Consider the following 16049-nt stretch of genomic DNA (forward strand, 5'->3'; position numbering starts at 1 on the left):
ATCTATATACACATTTCCACGAAAAAACTTCAATAGGATAAAAAAACTAATTCTCCTTTTATTTCATGATTTTTGCGCAAGGTATAATGACCTAATCAATGCAAAGAGCAAAAGCATATCCAACACACCATATACCCACTAAAGCGGAATTTGTCCCACAACGTAATCAGTATAACCGTGTCATTCGGCAACGAAGTAGCTGTAATATACAATGCGCAATCATAGCAAACGAATGAGATTCACCAGACGCGGAGATTCTACCTATGGAGTTCATAAATTTGATGAAGTTTTACTGATTCTTAGGCGCCTGCAAGGTTATATACACAAAGAAATCTAATATCCGAAATCTATGATCCAAGGAGCTGGTCATTTGCAATATTACAGACACAGTGCAGAGGAGACGCTTCAGGACGTTCAGAGTTCCATTGATGGGCTCACAACCTCTGAGGCTGCGAAGAGACTGGAGACAGAAGGCTATAATGAGTTAAAAGGAAAAGCTGCAACACCCATCTGGAAGCTATTTATTGAAAATTTTAAAGATCCCATGGTTATCGTGCTGCTGATCGCAGCCGCTGTTCAGATCGTCCTTGGACACCTAATCGAATCGCTAATCATTTTTCTCGTCATCCTGTTAAATGCGGTAATCAGCGTTGTGCAGACTAAAAAGGCCGAAAGTTCTCTGGACGCACTCCGGCAAATGTCTGCTCCCGAAGCCAAAGTCATTCGTGACGGGCAGAAAAAAACGATTCCCGCGCGGGAACTTGTTCCCGGCGATATTGTCTTGCTGGATGCAGGGGATTATGTCCCGGCAGACGGCCGCATTTTGGAATCAGGCAGCTTGCGAATCAACGAAGGCATGCTGACAGGAGAATCCGAAGCAGCGGAGAAACACGTAGGTGCCATCCCCGAAGAAGCTCCGATCGGTGACCGTCGCAATATGGCATTCAGTGGATCACTGGTGGTGTATGGTCGGGGTACGCTCGTCATTACGGGTACAGCGTTGAAAACGGAAATCGGCAAGATTGCCGAATTGATTGAAAATGCAGAAGCGAAGGAAACCCCGTTACAACGGAAATTGGAATCGTTTAGCAAGAAGCTGGGCTTCTTTATCCTGGGCTTGTCGATTCTTATTTTCGCCATCGAAGCAGGACGTGTCTGGTTAACTGAAGGAACGGAAAATATCGGGCCATCCATTATGAATGCTCTCATGTTCGCAGTTGCCGTAGCTGTCGCCGCGATTCCTGAAGCCCTTTCCTCCATTGTAACGATTGTATTGTCTCTGGGAACGAATAAAATGGCCAAGCAGCACGCCATCATCAGACGTCTTCCTGCCGTAGAAGCCTTGGGTTCTGCCAGCATTATCTGTACCGACAAAACAGGAACTCTTACTCAAAACAAGATGACTGTGGTGGATTATTACATTCCCCATGGCACCAAAGAGCAATTCCCCGATGATCCCAAACAGTGGTCTGCAGAGGAACGCCGTTTGTTACATATTGCAGTACTCTGCAATGATTCAAATATTAACCAGGAAGGCAAGGAACTCGGTGACCCAACCGAGGTGGCGCTCATCGCCTTCAGTAATCGGGTGAACAAGGATTACAATGAAATTCGTGACCAGTTTCCGCGTGAAGCCGAGCTTCCTTTTGACTCGGATCGGAAATTGATGAGTACAGTGCACACATTTGAAGGACAGACGGCTTTGCTGACCAAGGGTGGCCCGGATGTGCTGTTCAGTCGCTGTAGTCATGTGTTTATGAACGGAGAAGTTCAGCCATTGACGCCTGAGATTCGCACGCAGTTTGAAGAGAAGAACGAAGCGTTCTCCAAACGGGCCTTCCGTGTGCTGGCTTACGCCTACAAAAAGTTTGATGACAAAAATCAGGTCACAATAGAGGACGAACATGATCTAACGCTCGTTGGTCTGACGGCCATGATCGATCCACCGCGTGAAGCGGTATATGGTTCCATCGAAGAGTCCAAGAAGGCGGGCATTCGCACCATCATGATCACCGGCGACCATAAAACAACAGCCCAGGCGATCGGTATTGATATCGGACTTGCAGGCCCGGACGACCTGGCCCTTACCGGAGCGGAGCTGGATAAACTGTCGGATGAAGAACTCGACCAGCAGCTCGAACATATCTCGGTATATGCACGCGTATCTCCTGAAAATAAAATCCGTATCGTGCGTGCGTGGCAACGCAAAGGCAAGATTGCAGCAATGACCGGAGACGGTGTCAACGATGCACCTGCACTGAAACAGGCCGACATTGGCGTAGCGATGGGCAGCGGGACGGATGTCGCAAAAGATGCGGCAGCCATGATTCTCACGGATGATAACTTTGTGTCCATCGTGAATGCAGTCAGTGTCGGGCGTATGGTGTTCGATAATATCAAAAAAGCCATTGCGTACCTGTTTGCAGGAAACCTCGGGGCGATTATCGCCATCTTATTTGCATTAGTGGTCGGTTGGGTGAACCCCTTCACAGCCCTCCAGCTGCTCTTCATTAATCTGGTGAATGACTCTCTGCCTGCCATTGCACTGGGTACGGAAAAAGCTGAACCGGATGTCATGCGGCGAAAACCGCGGGATATCAACGAAGGCATCTTTGCCGGCGGAACGTTGCAGGCTGTCATTACACGTGGTGTTCTGATCGGGGTGGCTGTCATCGTGTCCCAATATATTGGACTTGGGATCTCAGAGGAAATGAGTGTGGCTATGGCCTTCACAACCCTGATTCTGGCACGGAGTCTGCAAACTTTTGCAGCTCGCTCCAACACACAGACGATTTTCCAGGTCGGCTTCACCAGTAATAAATTTGTTCTTGGCTCCATTCTGGTGTGTCTCTGTCTGTATGGAATTACACTGATTCCAGGGGTTCGCAGCATCTTCGCCATCCCGGCAGCCTTTGGCTGGAATGAGTTTCTCATCGCAGGAGGGCTCGCTCTCGCCGCGGTCATTCTGATGGATATCATCAAGTGGATTCGCAATCGTGGCAAACAAGCTAGTGCAGCCTAACAGTAATTGGCGTCCTTTAAATTTAGGGCGCCTATTTTTTATAGCATCCTATACAACCTTGACGATCCTGGATAAGGAAAATGGAGTCTAATTTTTCAACCCACTGTATTTATGACATTATTGCCATATAAGAAGATTGAGCGTAAAATGATTTATTGATTCTGATCATTACCTGTTCGAATCAGAAAACAGGTACATTTATCATTAGCTCCATTGAATTCATAGACAGGAATGGTCACGTGAAAGATAAAATTGTTATGCCTCTATGGACTTGCTGCCTGTTCATCGTTGTGATGAATACCACCATGTTTAACGTCTCTTTACCTGTTATTATCCATGATCTTCAGATTACATCTGACCTCGGATCCTGGGTCATCTCAAGCTACTCCATTGGTTATGCCTTGTCGACGGTGATTTACAGCCGATTGTCTGACCGTATACCAGTGCGCAAACTGCTGACGGTGGGCTTGCTGATCCTGGGCTTATCTTCATTATTCGGATTATTTGCGCATAGCTTTGCGATCCTTCTGTTGACGCGCATTCTGCAATCTGCGGGTGCAGGAGTCATGGCTGGGCTTGGGCTCGTTATCGCGAGCCGTTACATCCCGCTGGAGCGACGCGGAGCTGCCATCGCACTTATTTCATCAGGTAGTGCCATGGCATTTGGGCTTGGCCCCATTGTGGGTGGACTCATTAGTGAGTACTGGGGCTGGAATGGACTTTTCGCTATTACGGTGCTTGTCCTGCTTGCACTGCCTGTACTGCTCTATTTTCTCCCGCGTGAAACGGCCAAGCCGGAGAATCCTTTTGATATGATCGGTGCAGCATTAACCGTGATTAATGCAACGACCCTTCTGGTTGCCATCACCCAGCAGTCATGGTTATGGCTGGCCATCGGTGTCCTTTCACTTGTTGTGCACATCGTGTATATTCGCAGGGTGAGCCTGCCTTTTGTGAATCCGCTTGTATTCCGAACACCTGGGTTTTCCCGCCTACTGATCATCGGCTTCTGTGTTCTGGTCGTAAATCTGGGTAATCTGTTCCTGATGCCGCTAGTGCTCGCTGATCTGTTCGGACGTTCGTCACTCACTATTGGTCTACTGATTGCTCCTGGAGCCATCGTCTCGGCATTCTGTACCCGTTTCGTAGGTCGCTGGATCGACCGTTACGGAAATATGCGTTTTCTGATGATCGGACACATTTTGCTTGCCGCAGTACTTGCTCTATTTATGCTGGGGCTGAATCAGTCTGCTCTAATTATCACCGGAGGATATCTCTTCTTCTCCCCGGCACTCTCAGCCTCGATAGCTTCGCTGAATAATGAAGCGTCTCGGGTGCTGCCCAAAGCGCAAATTGGTTCCGGTATGGGCTTGTTACAGCTGATCCAGTTTTTTGGCGGTTCGGTATCCGTGGCTGTCTGCGGGCTGATGCTGCACGGCATTCCGGGTGTTCCGGTAGAGGAAGCCTATCATGTTGTATATGGATGTCTGCTCTTAGTCTGTCTGGTATCGCTTGTAATCGTTGTCTGGCATAACAAAGCTGCACGATCGACTTCTGCGGTTACGATGACTGGGACTGGATAGGTTGCAAGTTACAATGTAAGTTTGCATCGTTCAAATAAAGCACATATCTATGGATTGAAGTAAAGGCCCGCGCATAGCGCGAGCCTTTTGTCGTTCCCCCCCCCGTTGCTAAGCGGTGAATCACTCTACTGGATTACTCGATCTGGCTTTTAAACAAGCTATGAATGCATTGAAATTGGCAGCGATCTCTCGTACATTTTCCTCCAGCAGTTGCTGAGCTTGCTCCGGCGTCTCTGATTCACTCTCGGCGTCTTCGCGCACCATTGCCTCTTCATGGTCCATAACCAGTACGGCAGGAGATTCCGAATTCTTTCGGTAATCCAAAAAGTAGTTGTTTCCGCTGCTGACACTCCAAGCAAATGGAATAATTCGACGTGGATCGGGATTCACATCGTCTACCATATTGATGTTATTCTCAATGAATTGATCATCGAGAATAGAGAAACGAATTTCCCAATCAATTACGTCACCATACTCAATCACATCAAATGCTTTACCTCCAGCCTCCCGTTGAAACTCCAAATATTCGTGCGGAAATACGATACCGTAATACTTCTGAATGTTTTCGATCTGCATATTACTCATACGCTCCCCCAAAAACAGTCCTGTCATAGCACGTTATTTCCCAGCCAATGCTGCCTTCCAGGCTTCCTCCACCGCTACAGGAGCTTTTGTGCTGCTCTCGCCATCGCCCTCTTCCGTCCAAAGCGGTGGATAATACGCGAATACTAGGTGTATTTATTTTGTCCATGGTCCAACAGTTCCTTGAGTTCCTCCCAAGCATGATTCTCCCGATCCACTAATTCGTTTGCGGATAATTTAGACATGATTACTGCTCCTCTCGATCTACTTTAAATCCAAACGTCGTAGTTGCCCCATACCTTCCCGCTCTTCCCTTTATGTTTCAAGCTTCACCCAGATATGTTTGTAATCGATTTTCCCCCATGCATTCAAGGCAATGCCTTCAAGCATCGGATGATGTTGGGCTCTCTGGAGACTATGATACAGAAAGATTACATTCGATGAACTTCTGAGCTTTTCCTGAATATCCAAAAGCAGCTTCATTCGCTCATCTGAGCTTGGTTCTCCCATGCATACCGTTAACTTGCCATCCACATATGCGGTCAATTCCGGACTGAGGTGATTGCGCAGGAAACTGAAAGGGGATTGATACAGCTCCAACAGGGTCAGGTCTGCCTGCTCGCCAAGCACTTCTCCAGCCATGAGCAGATCGGCCTGTGCAAGCACTTGGGGGTCAGCAAGCTGCTCAATCGGGAGCTTCACTACATTCAGCTGAACCCCCATCTCCTTGCATTGCCTGCTAATCCATGCGGCCGTTTTTTCATTCTCTAACCATTCATAAGTGTACAGATTTAGAGGCTCCCCGCCATAATCGGATGCCTGAATCAGTCTTTTTGCTTCATCCAGATTAGAACTCGGTTTGTATTCCTGCTTCGCTTCACTGAGCACAAATCCTTCCGATGTACACTGCCTGAGACAGCCTAGTTCCTTAATCATTCGCTCTCGGTCCAATCCCAGATCCATGGCCCGACGAAATTGGATATCCTGCTGAATCCCTGCTTTGTTCAGGTTAAACGTCAGATAGGTGCTGCCATTCTCCAACTGGCTGAGAGATGGTTCACTCGTTGATCCTCTACTCGCACCCGTATATAACAGCTGCATATCCGTGCCTGGCCTATTTACTCCAGGCTGTCCTTCATAGTCCGGCCACACCCACATCTCAATCTGATCCAAATGAGGACGGCCTTCAAAATAATGACCATTCGCTTCCAGAACAAGCAGGGATCCATTATTTTTGATCATTCGGAAAGGGCCTGTGCCAATCGGCAGTGTTGAGAAACATTCGGCTCTCTCGGGGCCTCCCAAATCTTCAGGCACGATCGAACAGCGATCTGTACAGAGAAAAGCAGGGAATACCGCATTGGGCTGGGCAAAATAAAAATCAATACAATATCTCCCATGCATCTGTACATCTGTGATTAAAGAAAACATCCACTCCGAGGATGTCCTTCCTGACATACGCGCAAATGTAAATCTCACATCCCGTGCTGTCATTTCCTGACCGTGGTGGAACCGCACCCCCTTGCGTAAATAAAATCGCCAGCGGGATAATGATTCGTCCCATTCCCAATGATGGGCCAATCCGGGAAGAATACGTTTTTCCTCCGGGTCGAATATCAGGAGCGTATCAAAGATCTGCCTTACCCAATGAGATTCAGTGCGCCGCTGAACCCACGCCGGGTCCAGATGAGGGACTGGCCGGTAAAAGGGGAAACGCAGCACCTCCTGTTCCTCCCCATCGGTGCGCAAGAAGCCCAGCTGTCGTTCCAGCCAATCGGCGAAGTCATCCTTCATTCGCTGCGTACCGGAAGATTCAATTAGACGCCATGCTTCATTCAGATGTTCCTTCTCCACAAGCTGCCTCGCTTTGGCAGCGAGCATATCCGATACCGATACCCGAAATGACATGCGGGATACATTCCCCCGTCCACGACCGGGTATCCATCTTAAATAACCTGATTCCATCAACTTGTTCAGTACAAGCTGTGCATTGCGCCGCGAACAATCCAGCAGATCAGTGACCTGCTCCATCGTGATTTCGATCATTTCCTGCTCAGGCACGGCCTCAAAATGGGTGCGCAAGATCAGATAATGCTCTTCTGCGTCCATCTCACCCTCCTAAAAGGCGAAGTCAAATTCGTAAATGCTTCGCTTTTTCTTCCTCTTTTGCAAAAGTATAATTTACACCATTACCACACGTAAAGAGGAGATTGCTATTTATGTCAGAAATCAACGTACACACCACACCTGTCACCTCGTCCGTCCCATCGTTATGGAGAAACCCAAGCTTTATCATTCTGTTTGCTGCCAGCGGCATCATCGCTCTGGGCAACCAAATCTATGAATTGGCCCTACCTCTGATCTTATATGAACTCACAAAGTCTCCTGTAACGATGTCCACCATGCGTGGCATTGAATTTCTGCCCAACCTGTTTCTCGCCATGTTCATCGGTGTACTGATGGACCGGGTTCATAAGAAATGGTGGTCTATTGGCTCCATCGTGTTACAGGTTTTCTTACTGCTAACGCTGTTTCTATTTTTTCAATATGGTCAACCTTCCGTTCATCTGCTCTATGGATGCGGGTTTATTTTGATGACACTGAGCTATGCTTTTCGCAATGCTTCGGCTGGTATGATCAAACAATCTGTACCCACCCCAATGTTAACGTCCGCCAACGCGGCTCTGGGCTTCACCACAACGTTAATTTCAATTATGGGTGCAACACTGTCCGGGTTATTGTTGATGTTATCCAATCTGTATACGGGTCTGTTAATTACGACCATTCTGCTTGCAGTATCCTGTATCATTTTGCTACCTCTGCGCTCCACACCTGCTGCAAGGCAAACATCTGCTCAGAGCTTCTGGCTTGACTTCAAAGAAGGCTGGGTAGAGCTGCGTCACAATCACATGCTGCTGCTCATTAGCATCACGGTTATCTTCATCAATGCAACGACCGGAATGGTTGATGCCACGGTCATTTTTTATGCCAAAGACACACTGCAACTGCACAATCTGGAACTCGGACTTGTATTATCCGCTGCTGGCGTTGGCGGTCTGATTGGAAGTCTGGTAGTAAACTCACTTCGCCGCAAGTATTCTGCCGGAGTGCTTATCGTTGTGACCACACTGCTAGAAGGCTTCGCCTTCCTCTTGCTCTTTTGGTTTCACTCTGCTTACGGTCTCGCAGTGGGTCTCTTTCTGTCTGGCATGTTCCAAACGGTGAGCACGATCTGCATCTGGACATTCCGCCAGGAAACAACCCCACATCATATGATTGGTCGAATCAGCGGCATTACAGGCTCCCTGTTCAAGCTGGGCATGCCACTGGCGATCTGGGGGAGTGGCTGGATTTCCGAGCTGTCCAATCCTGCGGCGGTCTTCGGGATTGCGGCTTTATGTAATGTCATCATTTTTATATGTTGCCGTTACAGTGCACTCTGGGATCAAAATAAATGATATCCACCAAGGAAATATGCACAATAAAAAAACAGGTGATGAGTAGCGAACTCTCCACCTGTTTTGCTGTGTTTTGCCTATTTAGAATAGTCCAATCCCATTCACAATTCGATTTCCTCAGTTCCGCTGCATAGTTCGAGCAATGAATCCGCCACATGTTTGTAATCCTCATATCCCAGATTCCCCGAGTGAGAGACAATAATGGGGTATTCTCCCTTTGCCCATGCCTCTCTCATATCAAATATGTAGTGATTTCCGTTTCCATCCATTGCAAAAGAGACTGAGCCCGGCATATACTTCGCAAACTCATAAGCCAGATTCATTTCTCTAAAGTCATTCGTCCCGAAAAACTGAAAATACCTCTCCCCATTCTGGAATTCTCCCCCGTTGGAATAACGAAGAAACTGAATATAACGTTCCGGTAGTACATGCTTCGGATTCGGAAAAAACCAGCTTAAGGGGTCAAGAGGGGTAAAAACACATCCAGCTCATGCTGTTTCGCCCCAGATCGTTTTACCCATTCCCGTTCAAAAATATCATTCCACATCGTAATCCTCCAATCCCGCGCTCATCCCTGATTTTCTAAGAGCATATCATGCTCTATTCTCCCATTCAAATCTGCTATAATCGAAATTCAACGCTAATTATAAGGGGAGGAAACATTTTGCTTCGTACAGTCTCACAATGCATTCTGGCCCTGATTCTGATGCTGCTCGCAACAGGTTGTCAAGATGAGGGCTCTTCCATGCCTTCACCAGATTCTGTCCAAACACCCGCCACCAAAGAAATTTATTACATAGCGCCCGATGGAAATGACCAGAATACAGGGAATATTCAGGATCCCTGGAAAACGTTGCAGCACGCTGCCGACCATGCCACCCCGGGAAGCACCGTTTATTTACGGGAAGGTTCATATCATCAAAAGGTTAAAATCACTCGGAGCGGCAATTCCTCCGGCAATCCCACCCTTTTCTCCAGCTATCCTCGTGAGAAGGCCGTCATTGATGGTGAAGGTCTGTCTGTACGCGGCCTGGAGGGTTTGATTGAAGTCGAAAATGCCAGCTTTATCACGATTCAAAATCTCGAAATCTGCAACTTTACAACCTCTCTTCGGGGTCAAGTGCCTACTGGCATATATATTCACGGAGCAGGAGAACACATTCAAATCCTGAGCAACACCGTTCATTCCATTGCAAATGATGCCAAGCCTTCAGGACCGGATTTGCAGGGTAGAGATGCCCACGGAATTGCAATTTATGGTACGGAGCATCCCCAAGCATTACGGGACATTATGATCAAGGATAATGAGTTGTATGACCTCGTTCTCGGATCAAGCGAATCACTAGCTGTTAACGGAAATGTCGATACGTTTGCCATCTTGGACAACACCATTCATGACAGCGACAACATTGGTATTGATCTGATCGGTTATGAAGGTACATCCGAGGATGACACTTATGATCAAGCGCGAAACGGCATTGTACGAGGAAACGAAATCTATAATATTTCTTCCAATCTCAATCCGTCCTATGGAACTAACCTCCCCAATGACAGTAATTCTGCCGGGGGAATCTATGTAGATGGAGGCAAAAATCATATCATCGACCACAATCGGGTATATCGCAACGATATCGGGATCGAGATTGCTTCGGAGCACGCTGGACGTTCAACGAGCAACATTACGTTGCAGGATAATCTGATTTTTCATAACAGGCTGACAGGCATCGCCATGGGCGGCTATGATGAGGAACGCGGTTCTACCGAGGACAGTACGATTATGTACAATACAATAGTTGGTAACGACCTGCTGGATGCTGGCAATGGGCAGTTGTACATACAAGCCCAAACGAAGAACAATACGTTCAAGCGGAACATTCTCGTATCGAATAGCTCTGACGTGCTCATTTACAATGAATACACCAGTAATTCGGGGAATGTATTTGATCATAACGTGTACTACTCCCCCGCACCACAAGAAGAGGCGCTGTGGATATGGAAAAACAGGGAGTATGCCGGCTTCACCTCCTACGTCGAAGGATCAGGAAATGACGCACATTCATTGTATGTGAACCCCAATTTTATGGATGAGGCCAACGAAGACTTCACTCTCCAAGCCAACTCACCTGCCAAGGGAAATGGATTTACGAGCCATTATTAACCGGACAATGCCGGTAAAGTGATTCTATGATTCGTTGTCAAAATACGTTCTAATAGGCTGAGGCATGGCGAAAAAAATTAATTCTCCCAATTCGGAGGGAGACTCCCTCATGCCGTTTTCAAGCCAGTCTTTGGTGACATTGACTCCACCGTAGGCATTGAACTGGATCGCAAAAACAACATCCTGCGGCAACGAGGCGAGACCCATTTTCTTCTGAATATGCCTGGTGTGACACTCGACCGTATATTGAAAGATAATATTATAGAATGATAAATGTGTATCGTCGTCAAATACTTTTTTGAAATAGAGATAGTCCTCTTTAATAAACGCTACAATTCTTCCGGCTACTCGTCCCCAGGGCTCCTTCTCAATATATTGATTGATGATTTTATCGGCTTTGTCACTATAGATCCAGGCGATCAGGTCGTACTTGCTCGAAAAATGATAATAAAACATCTGTCTGCTTACCTGACAGTGATCCGTGATGTTCGTAACGGTGATGGATTGAATCGGATTCCGCTTGGCCAAATCAATCAGGGATTCAGCCAGAAGTTCTTTGGGCGTGATTCTTCTAAGCATATGTATCTTCCTCCTGAGGTTCTAACGCTGCCACGAAGAGCTTGGCTGTATTCTTTACATATCGACGTATTTGTACAGTTTTTTTACACTCTATCGAAACAGTCTATTATTATTTAGGATTCTTTAATTTATACTTTGATGTGAAAGGGGAGTGGAATATATGGATTCCAAAACAATCAAAAATGTAACCGTTAATGCTTCCATGGACACCGCCAATGAAGACGCCCGCAAAAACATGGATGTCATTATAGAATTCTTTTCGTTATATCTGGGAGATACAGACCAATTTTATTCCCTGTGGGTTGAGGACAATCCGGCAGTTATCACGCCATTCACCACAGAGGATGTGGCTGTTCTGCACAATGCTGTTCAAGAAGGCTGGGATGCTGTAAAAAGCTTCTTCAATCCGATTTTCACTGATATGAAAGGTACTTTCGAATGGACGATTGACGAGTTTATGGTCGGCGAAAATCCGAATACCATTATTACCAAAACACGGAGCAACATCGACATCACAGCCAACGGACCATGGGGCAACGATAAAAAAATCAAGTATAACGGCATTTACGTGCAAATCTTCAAATTTGAACATAACAAGATCAAATCGTTTGAAGAATATTACGATTCCGCTTTGCTAAATAAACAGTACTCTTAAGAGAAGATTTAAAATTATTGATATGATTCATTTCGGTAAAGCTCTAGGCAAGCCGAAAAAAACGCTCAGCCACAATTGTGGTTGAGCGTTTTTTGAGCTTCAGGCTTTGGTCTGAAGGCTTAACGATGCAATTTAATATTCAGCGTCGTCGGTTATTTTTTCGACCAGTTGCCGCAAGCCATGATTGGTTTCGTTCAATTGATCGATCACATTCATAAACTCTGTGACCAATTTGGCCTGCTCTTGTGAAGAAACTGAAATCTGGGCAATCTCCTGCTCCATGTTCAACACGGATTTTTTGACAGCGTCAAGAGATTGCTCAATTCGTCCCGTGGCTTCTTTGGTCCCTGTGGACATTTTACGGATCTCCGTGGCAACAACCCCAAACCCTGCCCCCGCCTCGCCGACCCGTGCTGCTTCAATTGCGGCATTCAAGCCTAGCAGATTGGTCTGCTCTGAAATTTCTTTTATGTAGCTAACCACTTCATTCACATTACTGGAATCTTCGACCGCACGTTTCGTATTGCTCAAAATTTCTTCCGAGGTTGCGCTCAATTCTTCCGAATGAGCAGCTACATGCTGGATCCCCTCAATCAGTTTGCCTGTAACTTCGCCTGCCTGATTCATCAGCTTTTTCAATTGATCCTGGGTATCCATACTGTATGTAATGCATAGGACTGCTTCTATCTCGTTCTGTTCATTCTTAATCGGATGGAAATACGAATCCGAAGCGATACCAAAAAGCTCAGCCGGATAATGTTCCCTTGTCTTGGATTCATTTTGTAACATCTTAAAATCTCTGTGTATATCTGCAATTGGGTCTCCTGCCTTGTAATCATATTTCAAGGCTTTGCCGGATTCGAAAAACAGGAACTTTTCCCGGTCCATGACCGAGATGGAAACATCCTGACGTGTAGCTTCGCGGATAAATGGCATTGCAGCCAAAACAGCCTCAACCTGATTCATAATTTATATTCACTTCCTCTAATATAGATAATAGTGCTAAATATTATATCGACAGTTATCAATCAATTATGAAGGTTTAATATCACTACTCGCTGCTTCAGCCGCAAGTGTCACTCGATTTCGTCCACCCGTTTTGGAAGCATAGAGTGCCTGGTCTGCTTTATGAAACAAAGACTGCTCAGTATCCTCCTGCGTAACCGTAGCCGCGCCTATACTCACTGTAATGTTATACTCACCCCAATCGGCAGAGGCCACCTGTGAACGGTATCTCTCTCCTTGTTCGCTTCATGTGTAGCTTGATACAACTCCTGCAGCTTCGTTTTGGTATTCAAAATATCCTTCTCATGCTCAATTCGCTTGCGCATGACAACCACAACACAGTCGATTACGCTTTCTCCGTTACGGGTCTGCCGAACTCCGTTCAGAAGAACCGGAACATCCTGCTGATCGCTGGTCCGAAACGAGAAGTACATCTCATCCACATGTCCATATAACTGAATGTAAGGGTAGAAATACGTATGAAAAAAGAGCTTGTTGGTAACCGACATGGTGGCCTCAATATGCCGTCCCAACAGCTCGTTGCGTTCATATCCAAGCAGAGTCAGCAAGGTTTGATTAATGGATTGAATGATTCCCGAGTCAGCGATTGAGAAGTAGCCGCAAGGAGCCACATCTAATTGAATATCCATGAAATAATTGTCTTTCCTCTCATTTTACTTTATACGCTCTGCAAATAGTCTTTAATGAAACGGCTTGTCTCTTCAGGCTGACTCAGATGTGGATAATGTCCCTTCGCCGTCATCTGTTGGAGCCTGCTGTTCTTCAGGTGCGCGTGCAAGTATTCCCCGACTTCAACTGGAGCAATGCTATCATCCGAACATTGAAGAATCAGCGTTGGCACTGACGCCTGTTCCAATTCCTCCCGACAGTCCGAGAGAAACGTCACCTCGGCAAATTGTCTGGCAATATGCGGATCTCTCGAACAGAAGCTCTTTTCCAACTCGTCCGTCAGCTCTTTCCGTTCCGAATTCTGCATAACGATAGGAGCGAGATAGCTGGACCACCCAATAAAGTTCATCTGCATCATTTCCAGCAGCTCATCAATGTCACGCCGATCAAATCCGCCATAGTAACTTGGAAGATCATTCACATAACGCGGAGAAGGCCCAAGCATTACAATATGTCTAAAATAATTGGATGATTGAATGGATGCAAGCATGCCAATCATGCTGCTGACAGAATGCCCGACAAATATGGCGTCTCTCAGATCGAGCGCTTTCATAATCTCCAGAACATCCTGAGCGTAACCTTGCAGGCTGCTATATTTGTAAGCATCATAATAGTCAATTTGAGATTGGCCAGAACCTACATAATCAAATAAAACGACACGATAGTTATCCATGAAATTCGGAACAATATAACGCCACATATCCTGGTCACATCCAAAACCATGGGCAAAAACAATCGTTTGGCTTCCTGAACCGAGCACCTTCACGTTATTTCGTACAAGCACATCAATTGTCATACCAATCACCTCTCTGAGGTAGTATCCTTTTGTTTTGTTCTATCCGGTCATTATATTGAAAAATGCTGGGATATGGATAAGAAATATTAATTTTCATTACTTTGGATACATAAAAAAACAACCCTCTTTGTATGCCAAAAGGCCCTCTCATCACGAAAGGGCTCTATTTTAAGCTTTTCTCATTTTGATATAATATAATTTGACTATGAATGAGTGTAACTGCTTGAAAATAAACCTAACACAGGAGGGACCAGACACCGATGGAACAACTGAATGCCGCCCTAATCCGTTTTGTGGAGCAGCAATATTTATATAATGAAACTTATGGACTTTTCAAAAATCATGATCTGCGTCCTCGTAAACAGCACCGCCAGCCGGAAGTGGACGAACGAATCCCGCTCTCTCCAGAGCTGCAATATCTGTACAGCCACTACGAGATGATGGATGAACAGGCAAAAGGCACACTCAAAATGAAAAATGCAGCTGTCGAGATCGGTGATGCAGCTCTAATCTCCTTTGTTGCACCAGAACATCTGCATCGTCAGCAACTGGGGCACCGCTGGATCGGAATGAACGAACCGTATGAGGAGTCAGCCTCTTGGCAAAAAAATCATGTTGTCATCGCAAATTTTAACGATGATCCATTAATCGTGGATACAGCTGCACCGGACTCACCGGTATATGCTGCTTTTGCAGGAGAAGAACCTCAGCTTATTGCCGATTCATTAACTGACTTTTTCAATGCACTCGCCATCCTGATTGAAGCCGCACGGGCCTATGCCGGGGAATTGAAGGACGAGGAAACTTATGAAACCAAACCCGAATATTTGGAGCATGTCGAACCTATATTGAATGATTTACTGGGAGAAGAGCATACTGCACATTTATTCGAGTATTTGTCGCTTGGTTAAAAGTAAAGGATAACACAGGATACGGAGGGTTGAATCATGATCTATGTTGCTCTGCTTCGAGGTATTAATGTGGGTGGGAATAACAAAATCAATATGAAGCAGTTAAAAGAAACGTTTGAGCAAGTCGGCTTGCTGGATGTGGTGACGTATATCAATTCTGGCAATATTATCTTTGCCGATCATCAGGAGCGCGTCAGTGCGAATGAGGAATTAGCCCAAATTCTTGAACAAGCCATAGCTGTCGATTTTGGCTTACAGATCAAGGTGATGGTACGTAATCTAGATGAAGTCCGGACTGTTGTTCAGGCACTGCCGGAGGAATGGACTAATGATGCCACGGCCAAAAGTGATGTCATGTTCCTCTGGGATGAGGTGAATGACGTCTCAGTTCTGGACAAGCTACCCATCAAACCGGAAATCGGCACATTACTATATGTTCCCGGAGCCATTTTATATTCTGTCAGTAAAGAACTTGTCACCAAAAGTGGTATGAGCAAGCTCATAGGCTCCAAGGTCTACAAATATATGACAGTCCGGAACGTGAACACGACCCGCCAGATTTACAAGCTGATGCAGGCTGCGGCTGAGAGATGATCAAGGCCAAGTGAAG

14 protein-coding genes and 1 pseudogene are annotated in these 16049 nt (G+C 46.2%); 7 read left to right on the forward strand and 8 right to left on the reverse strand.

Annotated features, from left to right (window positions below; translation table 11 throughout):
• Nucleotides 1-370: 370 nt before the first annotated feature.
• Both AMS66_RS14225 and AMS66_RS14230 read left to right on the forward strand, forming a co-directional pair.
• Nucleotides 371-3022: a cation-translocating P-type ATPase gene (locus AMS66_RS14225; protein WP_053781413.1), complete on the forward strand. Its 2652-nt coding sequence runs from the start codon at nt 371-373 to the stop codon at nt 3020-3022.
• A gap of 239 nt (nt 3023-3261) precedes the next feature.
• The gene (locus tag AMS66_RS14230) at nt 3262-4605 is read left to right on the forward strand and encodes an MFS transporter (protein ID WP_053781623.1); all 1344 of its coding nucleotides are present in this window, start codon (nt 3262-3264) and stop codon (nt 4603-4605) included.
• Nucleotides 4606-4725: 120 nt separating this feature from the next.
• Here the strand turns inward: AMS66_RS14230 and AMS66_RS14235 are convergent, their stop codons facing one another.
• Together AMS66_RS14235 and AMS66_RS14240 are read right to left on the reverse strand one after the other, a co-directional pair.
• On the reverse strand, nt 4726-5217 hold the full coding sequence (locus AMS66_RS14235) for an SMI1/KNR4 family protein (protein WP_236703396.1): 492 nt from the start codon (nt 5215-5217) through the stop codon (nt 4726-4728).
• Nucleotides 5218-5502: 285 nt separating this feature from the next.
• On the reverse strand, nt 5503-7296 hold the full coding sequence (locus tag AMS66_RS14240; RefSeq protein ID WP_053781414.1) for an SgrR family transcriptional regulator: 1794 nt from the start codon (nt 7294-7296) through the stop codon (nt 5503-5505).
• Between the two features lie 110 nt (nt 7297-7406).
• On the opposite strand from AMS66_RS14240, the gene AMS66_RS14245 reads away from it, so the two are divergent.
• Nucleotides 7407-8645 (forward strand): MFS transporter, encoded by a 1239-nt coding sequence (locus tag AMS66_RS14245; RefSeq protein ID WP_053781415.1) that lies wholly within the window; start codon nt 7407-7409, stop codon nt 8643-8645.
• 101 nt (nt 8646-8746) lie between these two features.
• Here AMS66_RS14245 and AMS66_RS14250 read toward each other — a convergent pair.
• Nucleotides 8747-9121, reverse strand: a pseudogene (locus AMS66_RS14250) (SMI1/KNR4 family protein); the annotation flags it as partial.
• 188 nt (nt 9122-9309) lie between these two features.
• On the opposite strand from AMS66_RS14250, the gene AMS66_RS14255 reads away from it, so the two are divergent.
• Entirely contained in the window at nt 9310-10803 is a 1494-nt protein-coding gene (locus AMS66_RS14255; protein ID WP_053781417.1) for a right-handed parallel beta-helix repeat-containing protein, read from the forward strand.
• Nucleotides 10804-10827: 24 nt separating this feature from the next.
• Here the strand turns inward: AMS66_RS14255 and AMS66_RS14260 are convergent, their stop codons facing one another.
• Complete coding sequence (locus AMS66_RS14260) at nt 10828-11382, reverse strand: TetR/AcrR family transcriptional regulator C-terminal domain-containing protein (protein ID WP_053781418.1); 555 nt, start codon at nt 11380-11382, stop codon at nt 10828-10830.
• A gap of 160 nt (nt 11383-11542) precedes the next feature.
• Between AMS66_RS14260 and AMS66_RS14265 the strand changes: the two genes are divergently transcribed.
• Nucleotides 11543-12037, forward strand: coding sequence for a nuclear transport factor 2 family protein (locus AMS66_RS14265; RefSeq protein WP_053781419.1), 495 nt, complete (start codon nt 11543-11545; stop codon nt 12035-12037).
• A gap of 132 nt (nt 12038-12169) precedes the next feature.
• Here the strand turns inward: AMS66_RS14265 and AMS66_RS14270 are convergent, their stop codons facing one another.
• The 4 genes from AMS66_RS14270 to AMS66_RS14280 form a co-directional block, all read right to left on the reverse strand.
• Nucleotides 12170-13003, reverse strand: a complete 834-nt coding sequence (locus AMS66_RS14270) for a methyl-accepting chemotaxis protein (RefSeq protein ID WP_053781420.1) — start codon at nt 13001-13003, stop codon at nt 12170-12172.
• 66 nt (nt 13004-13069) lie between these two features.
• Nucleotides 13070-13222, reverse strand: coding sequence for a hypothetical protein (locus tag AMS66_RS34700; protein ID WP_407944541.1), 153 nt, complete (start codon nt 13220-13222; stop codon nt 13070-13072).
• Nucleotides 13219-13692, reverse strand: coding sequence for a PAS domain S-box protein (locus AMS66_RS14275; RefSeq protein ID WP_407944542.1), 474 nt, complete (start codon nt 13690-13692; stop codon nt 13219-13221). Before AMS66_RS14275 ends, AMS66_RS34700 begins: the two co-directional genes overlap by 4 nt.
• 29 nt (nt 13693-13721) lie before the next feature.
• Nucleotides 13722-14528 (reverse strand): alpha/beta fold hydrolase, encoded by an 807-nt coding sequence (locus AMS66_RS14280; protein ID WP_053781421.1) that lies wholly within the window; start codon nt 14526-14528, stop codon nt 13722-13724.
• Between the two features lie 260 nt (nt 14529-14788).
• On the opposite strand from AMS66_RS14280, the gene AMS66_RS14285 reads away from it, so the two are divergent.
• Nucleotides 14789-15439 carry a hypothetical protein gene (locus tag AMS66_RS14285; RefSeq protein ID WP_053781422.1) on the forward strand — a complete coding sequence of 217 codons (651 nt, stop codon included), beginning with the start codon at nt 14789-14791 and terminating at the stop codon, nt 15437-15439.
• A gap of 36 nt (nt 15440-15475) precedes the next feature.
• Nucleotides 15476-16033, forward strand: a complete 558-nt coding sequence (locus tag AMS66_RS14290) for a DUF1697 domain-containing protein (RefSeq protein WP_053781423.1) — start codon at nt 15476-15478, stop codon at nt 16031-16033.
• Nucleotides 16034-16049: the final 16 nt, after the last annotated feature.

The organism is Paenibacillus xylanivorans (assembly GCF_001280595.1).
GTDB classification, from domain to species: domain Bacteria; phylum Bacillota; class Bacilli; order Paenibacillales; family Paenibacillaceae; genus Paenibacillus; species Paenibacillus xylanivorans.

Bases quoted from the DNA above. Each gene is read 5' to 3' on its own strand.
- AMS66_RS14275 (WP_407944542.1), bottom strand. From the start codon at position 13,692: ATGGATATTCAATTAGATGTGGCTCCTTGCGGCTACTTCTCAATCGCT.
- AMS66_RS14290 (WP_053781423.1), top strand. From the start codon at position 15,476: ATGATCTATGTTGCTCTGCTTCGAGGTATTAATGTGGGTGGGAATAAC.
- AMS66_RS14280 (WP_053781421.1), bottom strand. From the start codon at position 14,528: ATGACAATTGATGTGCTTGTACGAAATAACGTGAAGGTGCTCGGTTCA.
- AMS66_RS14270 (WP_053781420.1), bottom strand. From the start codon at position 13,003: ATGAATCAGGTTGAGGCTGTTTTGGCTGCAATGCCATTTATCCGCGAA.
- AMS66_RS14285 (WP_053781422.1), top strand. From the start codon at position 14,789: ATGGAACAACTGAATGCCGCCCTAATCCGTTTTGTGGAGCAGCAATAT.
- AMS66_RS14260 (WP_053781418.1), bottom strand. From the start codon at position 11,382: ATGCTTAGAAGAATCACGCCCAAAGAACTTCTGGCTGAATCCCTGATT.
- AMS66_RS14245 (WP_053781415.1), top strand. From the start codon at position 7,407: ATGTCAGAAATCAACGTACACACCACACCTGTCACCTCGTCCGTCCCA.
- AMS66_RS14235 (WP_236703396.1), bottom strand. From the start codon at position 5,217: ATGACAGGACTGTTTTTGGGGGAGCGTATGAGTAATATGCAGATCGAA.
- AMS66_RS14265 (WP_053781419.1), top strand. From the start codon at position 11,543: ATGGATTCCAAAACAATCAAAAATGTAACCGTTAATGCTTCCATGGAC.
- AMS66_RS14240 (WP_053781414.1), bottom strand. From the start codon at position 7,296: ATGGACGCAGAAGAGCATTATCTGATCTTGCGCACCCATTTTGAGGCC.